General features: G+C 69.5%; 19 protein-coding genes. 11 read left to right on the top strand and 8 right to left on the bottom strand.

Annotated features, from left to right (window positions below):
* Nucleotides 1–35 precede the first annotated feature (35 nt).
* Both G4D85_RS43920 and G4D85_RS43915 read right to left on the bottom strand, forming a co-directional pair.
* Nucleotides 36–1,079: a class I SAM-dependent methyltransferase gene (locus G4D85_RS43920; protein WP_164020264.1), complete on the bottom strand. Its 1,044-nt coding sequence runs from the start codon at nt 1,077–1,079 to the stop codon at nt 36–38.
* A gap of 12 nt (nt 1,080–1,091) precedes the next feature.
* Complete coding sequence (locus tag G4D85_RS43915; RefSeq protein WP_164020344.1) at nt 1,092–1,481, bottom strand: MXAN_6627.5 family MYXO-CTERM protein; 390 nt, start codon at nt 1,479–1,481, stop codon at nt 1,092–1,094.
* Between the two features lie 118 nt (nt 1,482–1,599).
* Here G4D85_RS43915 and G4D85_RS43910 point away from each other — a divergent pair, with 118 nt between their 5' ends.
* The gene (locus tag G4D85_RS43910) at nt 1,600–2,925 is read left to right on the top strand and encodes a response regulator (protein WP_205525972.1); all 1,326 of its coding nucleotides are present in this window, start codon (nt 1,600–1,602) and stop codon (nt 2,923–2,925) included.
* 1 nt (nt 2,926) lies between these two features.
* Here the strand turns inward: G4D85_RS43910 and G4D85_RS43905 are convergent, their stop codons facing one another.
* The 3 genes from G4D85_RS43905 to G4D85_RS43895 form a co-directional block, all read right to left on the bottom strand.
* Nucleotides 2,927–3,499, bottom strand: coding sequence for an imm11 family protein (locus tag G4D85_RS43905; RefSeq protein ID WP_164020262.1), 573 nt, complete (start codon nt 3,497–3,499; stop codon nt 2,927–2,929).
* Between the two features lie 4 nt (nt 3,500–3,503).
* The gene (locus G4D85_RS43900; RefSeq protein WP_164020261.1) at nt 3,504–4,796 is read right to left on the bottom strand and encodes an AHH domain-containing protein; all 1,293 of its coding nucleotides are present in this window, start codon (nt 4,794–4,796) and stop codon (nt 3,504–3,506) included.
* A gap of 90 nt (nt 4,797–4,886) precedes the next feature.
* Nucleotides 4,887–5,531 (bottom strand): hypothetical protein, encoded by a 645-nt coding sequence (locus G4D85_RS43895; protein ID WP_164020260.1) that lies wholly within the window; start codon nt 5,529–5,531, stop codon nt 4,887–4,889.
* A gap of 67 nt (nt 5,532–5,598) precedes the next feature.
* Here G4D85_RS43895 and G4D85_RS43890 point away from each other — a divergent pair, with 67 nt between their 5' ends.
* The 3 genes from G4D85_RS43890 to G4D85_RS43880 all read left to right on the top strand — a co-directional run bounded on the left by G4D85_RS43890 (nt 5,599) and on the right by G4D85_RS43880 (nt 7,469).
* Nucleotides 5,599–6,114: a hypothetical protein gene (locus tag G4D85_RS43890; RefSeq protein ID WP_164020342.1), complete on the top strand. Its 516-nt coding sequence runs from the start codon at nt 5,599–5,601 to the stop codon at nt 6,112–6,114.
* 63 nt (nt 6,115–6,177) lie between these two features.
* Nucleotides 6,178–6,852, top strand: a complete 675-nt coding sequence (gene bcp / locus G4D85_RS43885) for a thioredoxin-dependent thiol peroxidase (protein ID WP_164020259.1) — start codon at nt 6,178–6,180, stop codon at nt 6,850–6,852.
* A gap of 122 nt (nt 6,853–6,974) precedes the next feature.
* Nucleotides 6,975–7,469, top strand: a complete 495-nt coding sequence (locus G4D85_RS43880) for a hypothetical protein (RefSeq protein ID WP_164020258.1) — start codon at nt 6,975–6,977, stop codon at nt 7,467–7,469.
* 42 nt (nt 7,470–7,511) lie between these two features.
* Here the strand turns inward: G4D85_RS43880 and nagZ are convergent, their stop codons facing one another.
* The 3 genes from nagZ to G4D85_RS43865 all read right to left on the bottom strand — a co-directional run bounded on the left by nagZ (nt 7,512) and on the right by G4D85_RS43865 (nt 10,584).
* Nucleotides 7,512–8,576, bottom strand: a complete 1,065-nt coding sequence (nagZ, locus tag G4D85_RS43875; RefSeq protein WP_164020339.1) for a beta-N-acetylhexosaminidase — start codon at nt 8,574–8,576, stop codon at nt 7,512–7,514.
* A gap of 146 nt (nt 8,577–8,722) precedes the next feature.
* On the bottom strand, nt 8,723–9,088 hold the full coding sequence (locus G4D85_RS43870; RefSeq protein WP_164020257.1) for a response regulator: 366 nt from the start codon (nt 9,086–9,088) through the stop codon (nt 8,723–8,725).
* Nucleotides 9,089–9,090: 2 nt separating this feature from the next.
* The gene (locus tag G4D85_RS43865) at nt 9,091–10,584 is read right to left on the bottom strand and encodes an ATPase domain-containing protein (RefSeq protein ID WP_164020256.1); all 1,494 of its coding nucleotides are present in this window, start codon (nt 10,582–10,584) and stop codon (nt 9,091–9,093) included.
* Nucleotides 10,585–10,826: 242 nt separating this feature from the next.
* Between G4D85_RS43865 and G4D85_RS43860 the strand changes: the two genes are divergently transcribed.
* The 7 genes from G4D85_RS43860 (at nt 10,827) to sitI6 (ending at nt 18,920) form a co-directional block, all read left to right on the top strand.
* Nucleotides 10,827–12,197 carry a hypothetical protein gene (locus G4D85_RS43860; protein ID WP_164020255.1) on the top strand — a complete coding sequence of 457 codons (1,371 nt, stop codon included), beginning with the start codon at nt 10,827–10,829 and terminating at the stop codon, nt 12,195–12,197.
* A gap of 20 nt (nt 12,198–12,217) precedes the next feature.
* Nucleotides 12,218–13,600: a DUF4785 family immunoglobulin-like domain-containing protein gene (locus G4D85_RS43855; RefSeq protein WP_164020254.1), complete on the top strand. Its 1,383-nt coding sequence runs from the start codon at nt 12,218–12,220 to the stop codon at nt 13,598–13,600.
* Nucleotides 13,601–13,698: 98 nt separating this feature from the next.
* A complete protein-coding gene (locus tag G4D85_RS43850) occupies nt 13,699–14,805 on the top strand; it encodes a lipase secretion chaperone (RefSeq protein WP_164020253.1) in 1,107 nt (368 codons plus the stop codon).
* Between the two features lie 27 nt (nt 14,806–14,832).
* Nucleotides 14,833–16,005, top strand: a complete 1,173-nt coding sequence (locus tag G4D85_RS43845) for an exonuclease/endonuclease/phosphatase family protein (protein WP_240359863.1) — start codon at nt 14,833–14,835, stop codon at nt 16,003–16,005.
* A 14-nt stretch (nt 16,006–16,019) separates the two neighbouring features.
* Nucleotides 16,020–17,420: an apolipoprotein N-acyltransferase gene (gene lnt, locus G4D85_RS43840; RefSeq protein WP_240359862.1), complete on the top strand. Its 1,401-nt coding sequence runs from the start codon at nt 16,020–16,022 to the stop codon at nt 17,418–17,420.
* Nucleotides 17,421–17,476: 56 nt separating this feature from the next.
* Nucleotides 17,477–18,178 (top strand): SitA6 family polymorphic toxin lipoprotein, encoded by a 702-nt coding sequence (gene sitA6, locus G4D85_RS43835; RefSeq protein WP_164020252.1) that lies wholly within the window; start codon nt 17,477–17,479, stop codon nt 18,176–18,178.
* Nucleotide 18,179: 1 nt separating this feature from the next.
* Entirely contained in the window at nt 18,180–18,920 is a 741-nt protein-coding gene (gene sitI6, locus G4D85_RS43830; RefSeq protein WP_164020251.1) for a SitI6 family double-CXXCG motif immunity protein, read from the top strand.
* Nucleotides 18,921–18,928: the final 8 nt, after the last annotated feature.

The following is an 18,928-nucleotide window of genomic DNA, read 5'->3' as shown; positions in this document are numbered from 1 at the left end:
CCGGACCTCCATCCCCAGGGCAGGGTGGCCCCGGCTCAGTCCGGCCGGGCCACCAGGAGCGTCTGCAAGGGGAGGTGGCGGATGGGCCGGGTCTGCTCGATTTTGAAGCCCGCGTCGTCCAGGAAGCCCTCCACCTCCGCGGGCGCATAGGCCGCGGCGCCGGACGTGAGGAAGTAGTGCAGGCCGATCAGCGGCGCGGAGCTGGTCGGGTCGTCGATGTCCTCGCGCAGGTACTCGAGGACGGCCAGGGTGCCCCGGGGGGCCAGCGCACCGCGCACCCGCCGCAGCAGGGCCACGTTCTGCGCGGGCGACAGGTGGTGCATCACCTGGAAGAGCAGCACCGTGTCGTACGGGCCGCCCAGCTCCGCGGTGAGCACGTCGCCCTCGCGGTGCGTGACGAGGTGGCTCAGCCCCGCCGAGGTGATGATGTCCCGGCCCACCCGCGCGCTGCCTTCCAAATCCAGCACCGTGGCCTTCAGCCCCCGGTTGCGGAGGCACATCTCCGCGGCGTACCAGCCGTGCGCGCCTCCCAAATCGAGCAGGCTCTTCGCCCCCCGGGGCAGGGGAATGGCCGCCGCCACCTCGGGGGCCGCCAGCCGCGCCAACTGGTGCATGGCGTGGATGTAGTCCCGCCAGCGCGGGTCCTCCGGCGCGAACTGGTGGATGTCCACCGCCTGGCCGGAGCGCACCACGCCCTCCAGCCCCGTCCACCAGTCCCACTGGGCGTAGTTGAACTCCAGGAAGGCGCCCACGTACTTCGGCGAGCGCGGGTCCAGCCACCGCTTCGCCCGGGGGGCAATCCGGTAGCGGCCGCCGCGCTGGCGCTCCACGGCGTCGCAGGCCACCAGCGCCTCCAGCAGGGTGCGGGTGCCCTCGGGGGAGAGCTTCAGCCGCTCCGCCAGCGACTCCGCCGAGGCGGGCCCCTCCGCGAGCGCGGCGTAGACGCCCAGGCGCACGCCCGCCATCAGCGTGCGGGAGGCCATCATCCCGAAGAAGGCCTGCGCCACCGGCTTGGGGGCCAGGTTGAACCAGTCCGCCACGCGCTCCAGCAGGTTGTCCGCCTTGAGCCCCAGCCGCATGCGCGCCCCCCGCTACTGCTTCTTCTTGCGCCGGGGCGCGGCCACCGCCGCCAGTCCCACCAGCACCAGCGCCGCCTCGGGGCCGAGCAGACACCCCACGCGCTCCGCCTGCCGCACACCCGTGTAGCGGCAGGTGCCGCCCTGGCAGGTGAAGCGGGGCGAGCAGTCCCCGGTGCTGCGGCAGACGGTGTTCACCCGCCCGGTGCCGTCCTCACCCTCGGGGTTGTCGCGGTCCGCGCCATCCTCGCCCACCGAGGCATCTGGCAGGGGGATGCGAATGCCGCCATCGGGGACGCCCGCGTCGCCGGAGGACTGCGCCAGGGACACGGCGGGCAGCAGGAGGGGCAGGCAGGCCAGCAGGCCCACCGTCCATGAGAGGAGGGGATGACGGATGGAAGACATCACGGGGCAGCCACCCTAACCCCCCGGCGGGACGGATGCATCCTCCCCGGAAACCGGCCCCTGTCGGGTGGCGGATTGTCTGACCCTTGACCCCGCTTCTGGTACGGTACGCCCCGCGATGGCACCCCGAATCCTCGTCGTCGACGACAACCAGGAACTCCTGTCCCTCCTCACGCAGCTCTTCGAGGAAGCGGGCTACGAGGTCACCGGCGCCAATCGCGGCAAGCAGGCCGTCGAGGTGGCGAAGGCGAACCCCCCCGCGGCAGCCGTTCTCGACATCCTGCTGCCGGACATGATGGGGTACCACCTCGCGGACGCGCTGCGGAAGGACAACCCCCAGCTCCCGCTCCTCTTCATCACCGGCGTCTTCAAGGGCGGCAAGCACGCCGTGGAGGCGCGCACGAAGTACCAGGCCGCCGGCTACTTCGAGAAGCCCTTCGAGGCCCACAAGCTCCTGGAGGCGATGACCAAGGTCCTCCCCCCGGAGAAGAAGGGCCCGGCCGCCGCCTCGCTCCAGGACGCCTTCGAGGTGGAGCTGGACATCGACGTGGAGGACGAGGGTCCTCAGGACGTCATGGAGCTGACCGGCCGCATCAAGGTGACGGGCGGCGGCAACATCACCGCCGAAATCCGCGGCGCCAACCTCACCGCCAGCCCCATGCAGAAGGTGCCGGCCACCCATGTGCGCCCGCCCACGCCGGGCCGGCCGCCGGACCCGCTGCCCGTGGGCGCGGGCGCGCCGGGCAGCCGCCGGGGCGAGCTGAAGGACAACCTCCCCTCACTGCTCACCGCCTTCTACCTGTCGCGCGAGACGGGCGAGCTGGGCATCCAGAAGGGCAAGGTCAAGAAGGTGGTGTACTTCGAGAAGGGCACGCCGGTGTTCGCCCTCTCCAACCTGCTGGCGGACCGCTTCGGGCAGTTCCTCGTGCGCGTCGGGAAGATAAAGCCCGAGCAGCTCCAGGACGCGTCGGCGGTGGCCGCGCAGACGAACCGCCGCACCGGCGACGTGCTGGTGGAGCGCGGCCTGCTGAAGGACACCGAGCGGCTCTACTACGTGGGCCAGCAGGTGAAGGCCGTCATCTACTCGCTCTTCGCGTGGGACGAGGGCACCTACGTGATGAGCTTCCGGGAGAAGGCCTCCTCGGAGTCCATCAAGCTGGACGTCCACCCGGCCAACCTCATCGTCCGGGGCATCAAGAAGCTCTACAAGCCGGAGCGCCTGCGCCGGCTGCTCCAGCCCGAGGACCGGCTCATCCCCGCCGTGGCCCCGGCCTACCAGCTCAACGAGGTGGAGCTGGAGCGGTGGGAGGCGGAGCTGCTGCCGAAGATTGACGGCAACCGCACCGTGGCGGAGCTGCTGGCCTTCGCCAACCGCCCCGAGCACGTCGTCTACGGCTTCCTGGTGGCGATGATGTCGCTGGGCATCCTGGACAAGCGCTCGTAGCTCAAACCGCGTCGAACCGTCCGCCTACGATTCCGGTTCGCTCCAGGGCCTCCTTGAGTTCCCCCTCAACGATGATGGGGGGATGCCAGCCCCAGGGCCGGAAGACGCGAGCGTCGCCGACCCGCGACTTGTCGAGCCGCAGACCCGAGACGGAGCGGTACTCACCGACCCGCTCCGGCTCCTCGTCCTCTGGAGTGTAGAGCTGGATTTCCGCACTCGCCGCGTCGTCAATGCACCTGACCGTCCGCGCGACGTTCAGCAGGTAGTAGGCGTCGGACTGCTCCTGCACCTCCACCGGGAAGAGCTGCACGTCGTTACCCGCCAGCTCGCGGAACACCTTCGCAACCTGCGCGCTGATGATGGGGGTCCCGGCAACCGTTGTCTTGTCGAAGTCGAGCGACCTGCCTGGACGGGAGAACGGGATTCGCAGCGGCCCGGGGGGCTCTACCGGGCATCCGCTGACGAATGCCCAGATATCAGGAACCTTCTGCCCCGCGGGAGTGGTGGGCTCGGCGAGGTACCAACGTCCTGGCACGTACACGTCGAAGTCGAGACTGAAGAAGTGTCGCTCCATCGGGTCAGACCCCAGGCTCTTTCATGATGAGTCTTCTCATCATCGTGCCCGGCGTCGTCAGGTCGTGAGCGATTCGACTCAGCTCATTGACCAGCCTGGTCCGGCACTGAGCGGTGTCCTTGCACCCCTTCATCGCCCTGGCAATCCGGTTCAGCACTTCTTGATGGTACTCGCGCGTGTGGGACCCCTTGTGCCCCTTGATGCGCACCAGATTGACGGTGTCATTCAAGGTCATCCCTGCTTGTTTGAAGATGTCTTCAAAGATGGGGCTCCACGGGCCGCCTGTCCTATCGGATACCTCGTTCTTGTTGGTGCAGATGTGATGAATCTCGCCCTCGAGGTCGCCCTGAATCCCGCCTCCAGTCCCCAGGGCAACCGCTGCAACAGCCGTCGGCGCAAGAGTGATATTCAGCACCCCGGCTGCGGGGACGGTCATTGCTTGTACTTCGCCCGTGAAGGCCGCTGACAGCTGGAATCCGCCTTCGGCCTGTGCCCGCATTGCAGCCTGGGCCGCGCCCGGCAGCCTGGGCCGCTGTGCGGCCATGGCGTTCTTTCCACCGAGCGCTGCCAAGGCGACGAGGACCAGCACACGAGTGCCGTTGGCGCCGAGCACCTTCCCGAAGCGGTGCCCGGCATCCTTCAACTCAGCAAGGTTTCGGGAGTCTTTTGACTCCTCCAGGAGTCGCAGGAATGCCCGACCCATGTGCCACACAGGGCCGGTGCCAAGATATGCAATCAAGGACGCCGTCAACGCAATCGCGACGAGCTTCGTGATGGGCTCGGGTGCGACAATCAGGATGAGCGCTGTCCCTATCATTGTCGTGATCATCGCCCGCAGCACGACAGGGTCCGCCAAATCCCTTATCGCCTCCTCGACGCCTTCCCAGACTGTATCCAGCGCGAAGTAGAGAGCCATCGTCCGCCGCTCCATGGCGCCGGGTGTAGACCCACCTGCGAGCAGGCTCAGGCAGCTCTCAGGCTCACTCTGCCGCCGGCAAATCCGTTCATATGAGGCAGGCACCGTACGGCCCTGGGTTCCGTCGACAATCCCGCCCGCGGAAGCGAGCAACGAGCGCCGGTCCTGCTCGCCGACCTCCTTGAGGGCGACGTCCAGCTTCAAGTCGAGCACGAGCTGCGCGACGGCACTCTTGAACGCGTCCTCGTCAATCTCGACAGGAGCGGACTCGACCGGTGTGTGGACGACCAGCGTTCCCTGTCCGGTGTCGAGGTGAACAACCCGCGTCGTCACGCAGCCGGCCGCGAGCGTGAGCAGCGCAACAATCCCGCAAATCCTCATGGAACTCCCAGTGCGGATGGTGGGCGAGGACCTGGCCAGAATGTGGATGCTCGACCCGGGCTGAGCGCCAGCACTGCGCCGGCTGCCTTCCTACCCACCCAGCCGCGAGCCAATCCAGAACAGCCCGAGTGCCCCGGAGCCCACGGCCACCGCGCGGTGCACCCACGCGGTGAGGCCGGCGCTCAGGCGGGACAGGCCCTCCGCGAAGAGCAGGCCCACCGCGCCCATGCCCACGAGGATGCCGAGCGCGAAGCCGGGCAGGTACGTCCACGCGGCCAGGCTCATGCTGCCGCCCATCAGCAGCGGGGGCAGCGCCAGCAGCAGCGAGCGCACGCCGCTGATGGCCATGAAGGCGCCGGCCGCGGTGCTCACCGTGTGCACGTGCTCGTGCGGCTCGCGGGAGTGGCCGGGCAGGTGCGGGTGGCCGTGGCCCAGGCTGTGAGGGAAGAGCAGCGCCGCCACCGCCAGTGCCAGCAGCACGGTGCCGCCGAACACCTCGGCCCAGCGCTCGAAGGTCTCGGAGAGGCCCACGCCGGCAAGCAGGCACACGGCGGCGATTCCGCCCAGCATGGCCGCATGGCCCAGGGCGAAGCGCAGGGCCGTGGCGAGGGCCAGGCGCTTGCGGCCCCCGCCCAGGGTGCCGAGCGTGGCCATGGCGGCGCAGTGGTCCGGCCCGACGGCGTGGAGCAGGCCCTGGGAGAGACCGACCAGGAAGGCGAGGAGGATGGGCGACACGACGCGGCACCCTACCCGTGGTTCAATCGGGAGGCCAGCAGGACAGGAGGACCCGACCTTGATGTGGATGACCTTCCGACGTGTCCGGACCGCGCTGCCCCTCGTGCTCTGCCTCCACCTGGCGGCGGGGTGTGACAAGGGCCCCGACCAGCTCCGGGACGCCGAGGCCGAGTACAGGGCGCTCATCGACCGCAAGGTGCCGCCGCGGGACGCGGCCTGGGACGCCGTCATCGCCGCCTACGAGGCGGTGCCCCGCGACTCGAAGGCCCGGCCCGAGGCGGACCAGCGGCTCGCCGCCATCCGCACCCTGCGCGGCACGCTGCCCCCGCGTCCCCTGGCGACGCCGGGCGCGACGGGGCCGGGCACGGACGAGGCGGACGCGAAGCGCGCCGCGTGCGCGGCCCTGGCGAAGAAGCTGGGACAGACGCGCGAGGAAGCGGCCCGCGCGCCGCTGCAGGCCGCGCTGGAGCAGTGCCGCGTGGACCTCACCCGGCTGGAGGCCCACGGCCACCCCACGGGGGAGCAGGGCCACGAGCATGGCGGCGCGGAGACTCCCGCCACCGACGCGGGCGACCCAGGGTAGCGGGAGCGCGGCGGGTGACGCTGGACGTTGAGCGGGGCGGGGTTTGTGGTTATGGAAGCCCGCATGCCCATGCCCCAAGCAGGTGACACGGCCCCCGGCTTCCAGCTCCCCGACCAGGACGGCAACTCCGTCTCGCTCTCCCAGCACGCGGGGAAGCACGTCGTCCTCTATTTCTATCCGAAGGACGACACTCCCGGCTGCACCACGGAGGCGTGCGACTTCCGTGACGAGCACTCGGCGCTCGGCGCCGCGGGCGCGGTGGTGCTGGGCGTGTCCGCGGACAGCACCGAGCGCCACCGGAAGTTCGCGACGAAGTACAGCCTCCCGTTCCCCCTGCTGGCGGACCCCGGGCACCAGGTGCTCGAGGCGTACGGCGTCTGGGGCGAGAAGTCGCTGTATGGCCGCAAGTTCCAGGGCATCACCCGCGCCACCTTCCTCATCGGCCCGGACGGCCGGGTGAAGCAGGCGTGGCCGAAGGTGAAGGTGAGCGGCCACGTGGCCGAGGTGCTGGCCGCGCTCGGTGCGAAGGGCGCTGCCCCCGCCGCGAGCACGCCCGCTCCGGCGAAGCCCGCCGCGCCCGCGAAGAAGCCCGCGCCCGCGAAGAAGGCCACGGGCACCAGGGCGGTGAAGAAGGCGACGCCCGCGAAGCAGGCCACCGCGCGCAAGGCGCCGGCCCCGGCGAAGAAGTCCGCCACTGGTAAGACGGCCGCGAAGAAGGCTGGCCGCGCCCGTCGCTGAAGCTATACCTGCGCCCAGGCGGCCAACCGGGCCGCCGCTTCGCCGCCTCGTGGTTCGGACACACGGCGTGCCCATTCCTCCGGGTGACGGACAACCGACGTCAGGGACTCGGAGGAGTGGACATGCGCGAGCGGACTTTTCGGCGGTGGGGCCAGGCAGCGACGCTGGCCGTGGGCATGCTGCTGACCGTGGGCTGCCGCGGGCTGCCCGAGACGGGCGGGTATCAGGCGGACGAGTCGCGGGGCAATGTCTTCGCCAATCGCGGCGAACAGGCCGAGGCCCTGCGGAACATGGAGGGCGCCCAGCCGAAGGAGCAGCTCCCGCCGTGGACGATGACGGCGGGGCGTGGCTACAACTCCACCATCAAACAGCTTGGCTCCAGCATCGACCCGCGCACGCCCCAGGCGGATGGCAAGCAGAACAACTCCATCTGGGATGACTCGGGGAAGATGATGGAGGACCGGTACTCCTCCCTCGGCGGCGCCGCCTACGCGCCGACCTCGCAGGGCCTGGGCGGCGAGGACGGCGCCAGGGAGGGGAACATGCCGCACCAGCAGACCCGCGCGGGCTACGCCCCGCTGGGCTGGCAGGACCGGAACGCCCGGAACCTCCGCTGAGCCGGTGCCGAAGGGGGCGCGGGCGCTCCGGCGCCCGCGCTGCTAGCGGGACGCCAGCATGACCTCGGTGGGGTCCTTGCCCGCGAAGCTGCTGGCGAGGCCCTCGGCGAGCGCGCGGTGCTGGGCATCGCCCAGCGTGACGAACCGGTCCTCCGCCGGGTGGGCGAAGCGGGCCGAGAGCGCGTCGAGCCGCCGGTGCGCCTCGGAGATGCGCTCGCGCGGGACGCGGCCGGACTCCACCGCCTTCACCAGCGCCTCAATCGCGCGGCGCTGCACGTCCGCGCGGTGGCACACGAGGAACAGGTCCACGCCCGCGAGCGTGCCCTGCACCGTGGCCTCCTCCACGGAGTAGTGGTCGGCGATGGCCTTCATCTCCAGGTCGTCGCTGACGAGCACGCCGTCGAAGCCCAGCTCCTCGCGCAGCACGCCCTGGAGCACGCGCTGGCTCATGGTGGCGGGCACGCCCGGGTCCAGCGCGTCGAAGAGGACGTGCGCCGTCATCAACGAGGCCAGCCCGGCCTGGGCGAAGGCGCGGAAGGGCACCAGCTCCACCTGGCGCAGCCGCTCCAGGCCGTGCGCCAGCCGGGGCAGCGTCAGGTGGCTGTCCGAGGTGGTGTCGCCATGGCCGGGGAAGTGCTTGCCGCAGGACGCCACCCCGCCGGCCTCCAGCCCGCGCGCGAGCGCCACGCCCAGCCGCGCCACTTCCTGTGCGTCGCGGCTGAAGCTGCGGTCACCGATGACGGGGTTGGCCGGGTTGGTGTCCACGTCCAGCACCGGCGCGAAGGCCCAGTCGAAGCCCACCGCGCGCAGCTCATGGGCCAGCAGCCGGCCCACGCGCTCCACCTGGGCGGCGTCGCCGCGCTGGCCCAGCTCGCGCATGGGGGGCAGGGTGGTGAAGGGCGCGCCCCGCAGCCGGGCCACGCGGCCGCCCTCCTGGTCCACCGACAGGATGAAGGGCCGGCCGGCGCGCACCTTCAGCTCGTGGCACAGCGCCGCCGTCTCCTGCGCGGTGCCGACGTTGCGCTTGAAGAGGATGGCCCCGTAGATGCCGTCGTCCATCAACGCGGCGAGGTCGCCGTCGATGCGGGTGCCGGGGAAGCCCACCATGAAGAGGCGGGCACAGTCGCGGTAGAGGGCGGAAGTCACGCCGCGCAGTCTGGCAGAACGGAGGCCCGGGCTGGGCACTGGCGTGGCGGTTCCGCGCCAGGTGTCGGCTGCCTGTCAGGGCTCGGAGCGGTGGAGCGCGGGCCGGGCTACCGCTTCGGGTCCACCCCGGTGAGTCGTTGGACGGTGGCCAGGAGCTGGTCGAGGGTGAAGGGCTTGGGCAGGAAGGCGGTACAGCTCAGGTGCCGCCAGCGGTCCGGGGTGCTCGCGCTCATCATCACCGTGGGGATGTCCCACAGGCTCTTGTCCCGCTGCATGGCCTCCAGCAGCGCGGGGCCGTTCATCACCGGCATCATGTAGTCGAGCAGCACCAGGGCCGGACGCTCCTCCGCCATTCGTTCGAGGGCCTCGCGGCCATTGAGCGCGATGGCCGTCCGGTAGCCCTCGTCGGAGAGCAAATCCCGGATGGCCTCGACGATGCCAAATTCGTCGTCGACGATGAGGACGGGCCCCATGGCTACTTCCCCCGGTGTTCGGGGGCGCGAGGGACGGGCTCGATGGACCGGGGCTGACCCGTCATGAGCTGCTGTGCGTCGTCGAAGGTCTGCCCCACCTCCAGGCCCTTCCCGCTGATGACGAGCTCGCGCAGGGCGGGGTCATGCGCGCTGTTGCGCACCTTCAGGGCGCAGATGAAGCGGCGCAGCTCGGAGCGCAGCTCGGCGGTGCGCAGGAAGAGGAGGTTCTCCGCCACCATGGAGATGCCCCGCATCGGGAGCTCTACCTGGGGGCCGAAGGCGGTCGTCGTCTCCACCGAGAAGACCAACGTCACCCCGCGCAGGCGGCACTCGTTGACCAGCGCCGTCAGGAAGCGGGCCGCGCGTGTGCGCCGGACGGCGGCCTTGTGGAGCGCGTCGTAGCCGTCGAGGAACAGCCGCTTCACCCCGCGCTCGCGGATGGCCGCCAGCAGCTGCGCGCCCAGCTTGTCGAGGATGTTCTCCGCGGGCACCCGGAAGCTCACCTCCAGCTCTCCCCGCTCGACGAAGGGCCTCAGGTCCATTCCGATTCCGGCCGTCTGGGCCAGCATCCGCTCGGGAGAGTCATAGAAGGAGAAGTAGTGGCCGCGCTCGCCGGCGCGGACTCCCGCCGCCAGGAAGCTCAGCCCGAGCAGCGTCTTCCCGCTGCCGGACGGACCGAGCAGCAGGGTGGACGAGCCGGTGGGAAGGCCGCCGGAGAGCATCCGGTCCAGTCCCTCGATGCCGAAGGTGCACCGCGCGTCGCCCTGGTGGGGTGGGGGCGTTTCCTCGTCCACGAGCGTTTCCAGCCGGGGGTACAGGACGATGCCCTGGCGCGTGATTTCGAAGCTGTGCTTCCCGAGCAGGTAGTCACTGCCGCGGAACTTGCGGACGGTCAGCTCGCGGAGGGTCCGCGCGCCGAATGTCCGCTGCTTCATGATGAGCAGGCCGTCCACCATGGTGTGCTCGGCGCGCAGGCCGCCTCCGCCGCCGCCGCCCGTGGTGAGCACCAGCGCGGTGCAGCCCACCAGGTTCGTCACCACCTGGAGGCCGTGGATGAACTTCTTGAGGGCCTGTGTGGAGGGGGCCACCTCCTCCGCCGCCACCAGCCCGTCGAGCACGAGCAGCGTGGCCTTCTGGGTCTTGGTCTCCTTGCGGATGAGCTCCGCCAGGGCCTCCAGCCCGCCCTGCTCCAGGATGCTGAAGGCGCTCTGGTAGGTGATGGCGTCCGGGAGGCGGGAGCCGTCGAAGAAGGTGAGCGAGCTGAGGTTGGCGACCAGCTCCGTGTGCGACTCGGCCAGCAGCGTGAGGTAGAGCACCCGTCCGCCCTGGGCGGCATGGTGGAAGCACACCTGGTTGGCGAGGATGGTCTTCCCCGCGCCCGGCAGGCCCATCAGCATGTAGGTGCGGCCCTTCCGGAAGCCGCCGTGGAGGACCGTATCGAGGCCGGGGACTCCGGTCGGAATCCGCTCCACCCCACGGGGACTGCTGTCCGTCATCTCGCGTTCCCTTCATTGGAGCCGCCGTCGCGCGCCCCGCTGGAGCGGCGAGCCTAGCGCCGGGCCTCCTGCGGGGACACGACTTCCAGCAGGCCGTTGGCGGCTGGAGTCCACCGGCGGCCACTCGCTGTCCGGTGCCGAAAACCGCATCCGGCCCGCGCTCCTGGATTACGCGATGCACCTTTTAATCGCGACCGCTTCGTGAGGAGCTTCAGCCTCCCCCTCACGGAGGTCTCATGCGGATGTCTTCCAGAACAGGCTGGGCGCTCGCGGCGGCATGCGCGGTGCTGCTCGGCGCGAGTGGCGACGCGCTCGCCACGGCAGGTGTCGTCTTCGTCCACGGTACGGGTGACCAGTCGCCGAGCTCGGCGGTGGGCTACTGGACGCAGTCGTCCATCGACACCATGCGCAATGGCCGGCCGTACCTCGTCGTGGGCTATCCCGGCGCGAGCTGCGCGGGCTACAGCCAGTGCAGCTGGGGCCCCATCGTCGACCAGGTGGTGCCGTGGGCGACCGCCAACGGCATCACCAGCTACACCGTCATCACCCACTCCAACGGCTCCAGCCCGCTGCGCTACATGCTGGGCCACACGGGCGCGGTGAGCGCGCAGGGCCGTCCGGTCAGCGCGATGACGAGCAAGATTTCGCAGGTCATCTTCTCCGCGCCGGACCTGACGGGCACGCCGCTGGCGGACCAGGTGACGACGAGCGGCTCGTTCCTCAACATCGCCAACAGCATCGTCGAGTTCTTCGGCGGCGGCAGCTACAACAACCCGGCGGTGGTGCAGCAGCGCACGGACAACATGCGCGTGTTCAACTCCAACGGGACGTTCGCCGGCACGCAGGGCGCGACGACGGTGGGCGGCAAGCCCATCTCCGTGGTGCGCGGCAACCGCGTCTACGCCAACCTCTTCTCCAGCGACGCGCACTGCGGCGGCTACCTGTACACCATCGGCCTGAAGGCGGCGTCGCTGCTCGGCTGGGGCAGCTTCAACGCCAGCACGGACGGCTTCATCGGCAGCGACAGCTCGGGCTACTTCGGCAACATCATCATCGACGACGGTCGGCTGAACCACCATCAGTCGCGCCGCAGCTGCCACAACAGCGGCAACCTCATTGGCCAGAAGGTGGCCGCCGCGCCCATTCCTCCGCCAGCGAACCAGACGTACCCCCCCGAGACGAACGTCGCGGCCGCGGGGCAGGCCTGCAACAACTACTACTCGGGCTACGCCTATGACTTCATGACCGGCAACACCGTCTACAAGTACGGCTGCTCCGCCAGCCAGCTCAACAACGGCTACATGGAGCCGGACTGCCTCATCGCCTACGGCTACTCGAGCAGCTACCGCATCCCCAGCACCGCGAGCTGGAATCCGTACCTCAACGCGTCCTACTACCAGACGTGGACGCAGGTGTGCCCCGACTCGTGGGCGGGTGACGGCATCTGCGACGCGTGCCTCGTGGCGAAGTACGGCTTCGATGCCACCACGGGCGCGTCGGGCGCGAATGACTGCGTGCAGTCGCCGCCGGGCGGCTCCAACTTCTGCGGAGCGCTCGCGTGGGACACCTACTACGGCATCCACAACTACGTCGTCGTCGAAGCGCTCCACTGATGCGGACCCGGAGACCGAACATGAACTTCCCTCACTTCTTCTTCAGGTCCACGGGCCTCGCGCTGGCCGCCGTCATCCTGGGTGCCTTCACGCCGGAGACGGCGCTGGCCGCCGACATGCAGCGCACCGCGGGTGCTTCCCTCTCCGCGGGGGATGTGGCTCCCGGCCGGCTGTTCGGCCGCGACGTGCGCGAGGGCATTGGCCCCGGGCGCGTCTCGGTGTCCAACCCGTCCTCGCCGAAGCTGCCGCTGGCGGAGGCGCTGGCGCCGGAGACGCGGCGCTCGAAGTCCACGGTGGTGCATGTGCCGCCGGGCTCGGCGGCCACGAAGCTGTCGCTGTCCATCGACGCGCCGGACGAGGCGTGGGTGATGCTGATTCCCAGGGGGAACAACGCCAAGGCGGGCGAGGAGGCGCTGCGCGAGGTGACGATGCTGGACCCGCAGGGCCGCCGCGCGGACCTGAAGGCCGAGCGTCGGGCGAACGCGCAGATGGGCGTGGACCCGGCGCGCCTCAAGACCGAGGGCGTCACCCGGCCGATAACAATGCTGCGCCTGGAGAAGGAGATGGGGCGCGGGCAGTACGAGGTGCAGGTGGGGCGCAAGGCGGCTGAGCTGGGTCTGGCCGTGGAGGTGCGCGTGCCGGGCTCGAGCATCGAGCTGTCGCTCACGGCCTCGGCGATGCAGCTCTTCCCGGGGGACGATGGCTACGTGACGGTGGGCCTCCAGTCGGACGCGAAGGTGGACCACGTGCGCTACGAGGCCGTGCTCTACACGCCGCGCTTCGAGAAGGACCGCGTGGTGCCGGTGGTGAAGGTGGGCAACGCGCACCGCGCCATGGTGTCGCGCGTGCTGAACGAGAAGGACGAGCCGGGCGCGTGGGTGCTGGAGGTGCGCGCGGTGGGCTCGGCGGGAGGACAGTCCTTCGACCGCCTGGCGCAGACGTCCTTCGGGCTCGCGGTGCCGACGGCGCGCATCGACTCGGTGGGTCGCGCGAGGCTGGTGCGTGACGCGGCCGGCAAGGTGGCGGCGCTCGAGGTGGACGTGGTGCTGGAGAGCGCCGCGGTGGACCGCTACGAAGTCACGGGCACGCTGGTGGCCACGGATGCGAAGGGCGCGGAGCGTCCGGTGGCCGAGGCGCAGGTGACGGACCAGCTGGGCGCGGGTACGCACACGCTGACGCTGCGCTTCGAGGCGGGGCATGCGGGGCTGTCCAAGCTGGATGGCACCTATGCGCTGCGGGGCTTGCAGCTGTACTCGCTGGGCACCAATGCGCTGTACCACCGGCTGAACCAGGGGCTCGGCGTGCGTTTCCCGGCGGTGCGCGCTTCCGAGCTCGCGGCGGCGGAAGTGACGCCCGCCATCGAGCACCTGCTGCGCGAGGGTGAGTTCAACCTCGTGCCGTAGTTGGCGCGGGGGCCCGGTGACGGGCCCCCGTGCTTTTTTCAGTCAGCAGCAAGGGCTGATGCTCCAGCGCTACAGTCCGTGGGAAAAGGAGAGCACCCATGAGCGCCCCTTCGAGAGTCACTGGCGTCCTGATGTGTGCCGCGCTCCTCGGGCTCACGGCCTGGTGGTATGTCGAGGCCTCCGAGAGCAGCGCGTCTCCTGCGGGGAGGGGCGGTGCCGCGAGCGCCTCCGAGCACTCTGCCCGGGCACGCTCCCCGGTTGCGCGGGAGGAGGGGAAGACGGCCGCGGCCGGGGGCCCCACGGAGGCCACCGCGCCCGAGGCGGAGGAAATCAAGGCGCGGCTCCTGGTGGCTCAGCTCAGACAGAGGCTGGGCACTGCCTACGAGCGCACCGCCGCGGGAGGGGATTTCGCGCTCACTCCCAGCCGTCTCCTGAAGAGCCTTCTCGACAGGCGCTGTGGGGCCTTGCGGCGCAACCTCGAGGAACTCGCCCCCTACCGGGCCCAGCTCCAGCTCGAGGGTCCGGACGGTGCCGCGGCGTGCCAGAGTCTCTTGTTCTCCTGGTTGAAGGAGCGCTTCGCCTTCCCCGACGACCTCACCCAGGAGCGGCTCTGGAGCATGCTGGAGCAGGTCGACGCCGAATATGAGCGGCTCGTGGTGAGACAGCTTCCGTTCGCTTCGGACGAAGCGCTCCTCGCCGCCCACGAGCGCTTCCGTGAGGCGCGCCGCGGCATCCTCGGTCCCTCAATCGAACGGCAGCTCTTCGGTCTCTCCGATGACCTCTTCCAGCTTCCCCACCAGGTGGACCGTCTCGTCACCAATTCCCATACCTCGGTGGACCAGAAGCTCGCCGCCTACCGGGAATGGCTCCAACGGCTCGAGAGCGAGCACGGCGTGCAGCTCGCGTCCGTGGTGGAGCCGCTGGAGCTGGCGAAGCTCGAGCTGCGGATTCGCGAGACGGCCGGCCCGCTCGGTCCGGAGCAGCAGCGAGCCGTGTACGAGCGCCATGCCGGTTCCGAGTCCAGCCTGCGGTATCTGGAGCATCAGCGGGAGCAGACGGAGCGGAGCGAGCGTCTGAGCGCCTTCAATCAGGAGCGGGCGCGGCTCCTCGAGCAGCTGACCCGCTCCGGCCTGACGCCGGAGCAACTGCGTCAGCGGATGCCCGCCATCGATCAACAATTACTCGTCAAGTACCAGCTGCAATAGCCCATGCCCAGTCACGGAAGGCCCAAGATGGAAGCTCATAATTCCAGCCGCTCACTCCTCGTCCTGCCCGTGCTGCTGGGGCTGTTCCTCCCCGGAGCCGCCCTGGCCGAGTCCACGCCGTCTTTCGACGCCCGTTACTCGAACCGTCCCACGGAGTGGTTCGACGCCGTGAGCGAAGCGGATTACTTCAACCCCTCGCTCACCCGCTCCTGGCAGCTCAACGAGAGCTGCAATGACGCCGGTGCGCTCACCGTGGCGTCCTACAACATCTTCCACAACGTCCCGTTCGTCACCGACTTCGGAGACGAGATGGAGCAGAGCCTGGGGAAGGTGTTCAAGTGCGCGGACATCCTCCTGTTCCAGGAGGCCTGGGACTACGACGACATCATCCTGGATGGTCCCAAGGCCGACCTGGCCGCGCGCGGCTACGGCATGGTGACCCCCTCCGGCTACTACTGCGATGACTCGCTCGACGGGGCCATCGAGAACGACTGCAGCGGCCTGGTGATGTTCTACAAGAGCGGCACCTCGCTGGTGAAGGAGCTCGGCTTCAAGGCCTTCACCAACGTGACGGGCTTCGACGTGCACAAGGAGAAGGGTGTCTGGGGGGCCATCTTCGCCAAGGAGGGGCGCTACTACTATGTCTTCAACACCCACCTGACCTACGGCGAGAACAGCCACCTCGACGGACATGCCGCCTCGGACAGCTCCCGCATCTCCAACATGCAGGAGTCCCTGGCCTTCATCCGGGGTGCGGTGGAGGCCAACAAGGCCAGCTACCCTCCCGCGCACGTCCTCTTCGGGGGCGACTTCAACGCCGACTTCGACAGCACCGTCGCCAACTCCAAGGGCAACCAGCTCCTGGGGCAGGCTTCCGCCAGCGGGGCGTTCTTCGAGCCCTACGCCTACCGGGGCGCCGGCGCGGTGTTGGGTGGCTTCGAGACTGCGGGCTTCAAGTCCAACTGGACCGGCACGGCCACCGACACCGGGCCGAACGGAATGGCCACCGGCCTCAAGGGCGACTTCGACACCGTGTTGCTCGGCAAGCCCGCCTGGTTCGGCACCTGCCCGGCGGCGAGCATCTCGTATAGCGGCTGGGCGCCCGCCTGGAAGACGCTCGATACCCAGCAGCGCAAGTGGCCCTTCTACACCCACTCCGACCACTACGGCCGGTGGCTGAAGGTGAAGCCCGGTTGCTAGGCGTCAGGGGCTCCGTGGCGCGGGTCTCCACGCTCGGGGCCCTGCTGGTGGGTCTCTCGGCCCACCTCATCCTGCTCTTCCCCGCCAACCTGCTCGGGCTCGTCGCCGGGTTCGCGTGCTACTTCCACGCGCTCGGCCGGAGTGGGACACCGCGTGCCGGGTTCCTTGCCGGCTACCTGTTTGGCCTGCTGCTGGCGGCCAGCAGTCTGTATTGGCTCGTCGATGTCCTCTACGTGCTGACGCCCGGCGAGCGCCTCGTCGGTGCCGCCGTGCTCGGCGGGTTCCTGCTGCTGGTCGCGTTGCCCTATGGCCTGTGGGGGCTCGTGGCGGCCCTGCCGTCACGCCGTCCGGTGCCGGTGTATGCGCAGGCCCTCGGGCTGTGGCTGATGCAGGTGCTCGTCCACGATGTCTGGCTTGGCTTTCCGTGGCTGCATTCCGGCTACTGGTTGGCGCAGGGGCCGTTCGGCGCATGGCTGGGCCTCGTCGGCGCCCGCGCGTCGGGGCTGTTGCTGCTCTACCTCTCGGCGTGTCTCGGACTGTGGAGCTGGCTGCCGAGGGCCCGGGCCCAACTCCTCCTGGCGGTGGGGGTGTTCAGCGCCGTGCTGTTCATTCCGGGGAGCCTCCGCCCGAGCGCGGGTGCCAGGCCCGTCCGGGTGGCTGTCGTCGCCCTGGACGAGGCGAGCGCGGGCGACCGCGAGCGGGATGACCTGGAGCTGCTCTCACGGTACGTCATGGCCACCCGGCGGACCGAGGCGGACTGGGTCATCTGGCCGGAGTCCGTCATCCGCGATGGCGAGGCGAGCATCGGCCCCCTGCGCGAGCTGTTGTCCCTGGCGGGCCGGAGGCTCTTTGCGGGAGCGCTGCTGCGGGCTCCCGCCGGCAGGTACAACACCCTCGTCGAGTTGGGGAGTGGCGAGCCGGTCTATTACAAACAGAAGCTCGTGCCGTTCTCGGAGTACCTGCCCGGGGAGGCCTTCCGGCGGCTCTTCGCGTGGCTCGGCGTGAATACCCTCAAGAGCCAGGTGGTTGCCGGGACGGGGCCACAACCTCCGCTCGACGTGGACGGCGTGGCCGTGATTCCCCTCATCTGTTTCGAGGTGGCCTTCACCGGGTTGGTCCGGCCAGACGCGCGGCCCACGGTGCTGCTCAACATCGGCAACGAGAGCTGGTTCCGAAGTGCCCTCATGCATCGCATGACCCTGGCGATGGGCATGGCCCGCTCGCTCGAGTACGGGCTCCCGCTCGTGCGCTCCGTGACGGGCGGGTACAGCGGTTTCTTCGACCCCGCTTCCGGTGGACGCTGGGTGGATGCGCGAGAGCAGGGCTCGGCGGAAGGCCAGGGGGTGGGGCTCCTTCCCCGGCCGGTGACAACGCCGTACGGCCGGGTGAGCCGCGGTGGCAACCTGGGACTGTGAGCCCGCGGTGCCCTCCGGCAGTATCATGGGGGCGCGGTAACACTGCTGGAGAGCACATGCGCGTGAGATGGCTGGCACTCCTCGGGTTGTTCTGTGCGTGTGCCGCCTCCGCGCCGGTTCCCGAGGCCGGGCAGGCGTATTCCCCGGCCACCGATTGGGCGGAGGTCGGTGACAGAGGCGATTGCGAGGGCGCTGAGGCGGACCCCTGCCTCGCACCTGCGTGCGTTGGGGACATCTGCGCCCTCTATCGCTGCGAGGACCTGACGCCAGGACGGGTGGTGCGTACGCGCGGCTCCCTGCCCGTGCGTCCTCCTCCCGACAGCCAGCGCTACTGGGGGAACGCGCAGGTCCTGCCCGGCGGCGGGGAGCCGGTGCTGATCATCCAGTGGTACCGGCCGGAGGAGCTACCCAGCCAGCAGCAGGCCCGGCGCATCCTGGAGGCGTGGAGACAGCGCCCGAAGGAGCGGCACCACATCTTTCCCAGAGCGTTCCAGCCCTACTTCTTGAGCAGGGACATCAACATTCATGACTGGGTGTTGGTCATCGACACCAAGGAGCATGCTCGCATCCACCACGGCCCGAAGGGCGGACCTTGGAATGCGGACTGGCAGGCCTGGATACGAGAGAAGCAGTTTGTTGCAACGAAGGAGGAGCACTTCGACCAGGCGTCGCTGATGATCCAGCGCTACAATCTCTGGGGCTTGCCCATCACCTATTGGCAGCGGTTCGAACTTCCAGCCGCACCCCCCAAATACTGACGTGCGCTACTACAAACTCTCGGAGCCACACTACCTGGTCCCCCGGACCTGGACCGGTACCTGCCGTGTGCAGCGACGCTGGGGGCTGCCCGGTATTGCGGATTGCCCCGGGTGTGGCGCTACCTGGAGCGGGTTTACGTCATATCCGGCCATCGACGTCAGCGGCCTTTCGGAGCGCCGAGCGCTGGAGGTGCTCCGCCCTGAGCCGCTTGCCGAGTACAAGCGCCTCGCGGAGCTGGTGAGCACCATCTGCCCACCCGGTACACTGGTGCAGCCAGGTACCATGTTTGGGCCTCTTCATGGCACAGCCAGAGGGCGCTTCGGACCGCTGACCCTGGAGTTCCTTTGGGGGCTCCTTGTCCGGGAGGACGCACTGCGGACCTTCCAGGCAGAGCGGCTGCGGGACATCGTTCCGGTGTCGCCGGTGTTCAAGAAGCCTCCAACACCGGCTCTCTTCGAACTGCATCTTCACTCTAGAGGGCGGCTGCACCCTGACTGCTACCTGCCAGACCCGGCACCACCCTGTGCTCTCTGCGGCCGAGAGGATGTGCGTGTGCACCCCGCCCCTTGGGTTGACGCCGCGTCACTACCGACCGACCTCGACGTGTTTCGCTTGGAAGACAACTCCATGTACATCCTCGCGAGCGAGCGATTCGTCGAGGTCGCGCAGGGCTGTGGCGTGAGCGACGTGGTGTTCACAGAGGTGGCGACAGCGCCACCGGTCAAGGCCCCACGCGGCTGAAGCAGCGG

The sequence above is a fragment of the Pyxidicoccus trucidator genome, assembly GCF_010894435.1.
GTDB classification, from domain to species: domain Bacteria; phylum Myxococcota; class Myxococcia; order Myxococcales; family Myxococcaceae; genus Myxococcus; species Myxococcus trucidator.
The sequence above is the reverse complement of the archived record's forward strand: the minus strand, read 5'-3'. Positions and strand labels throughout refer to the sequence as shown.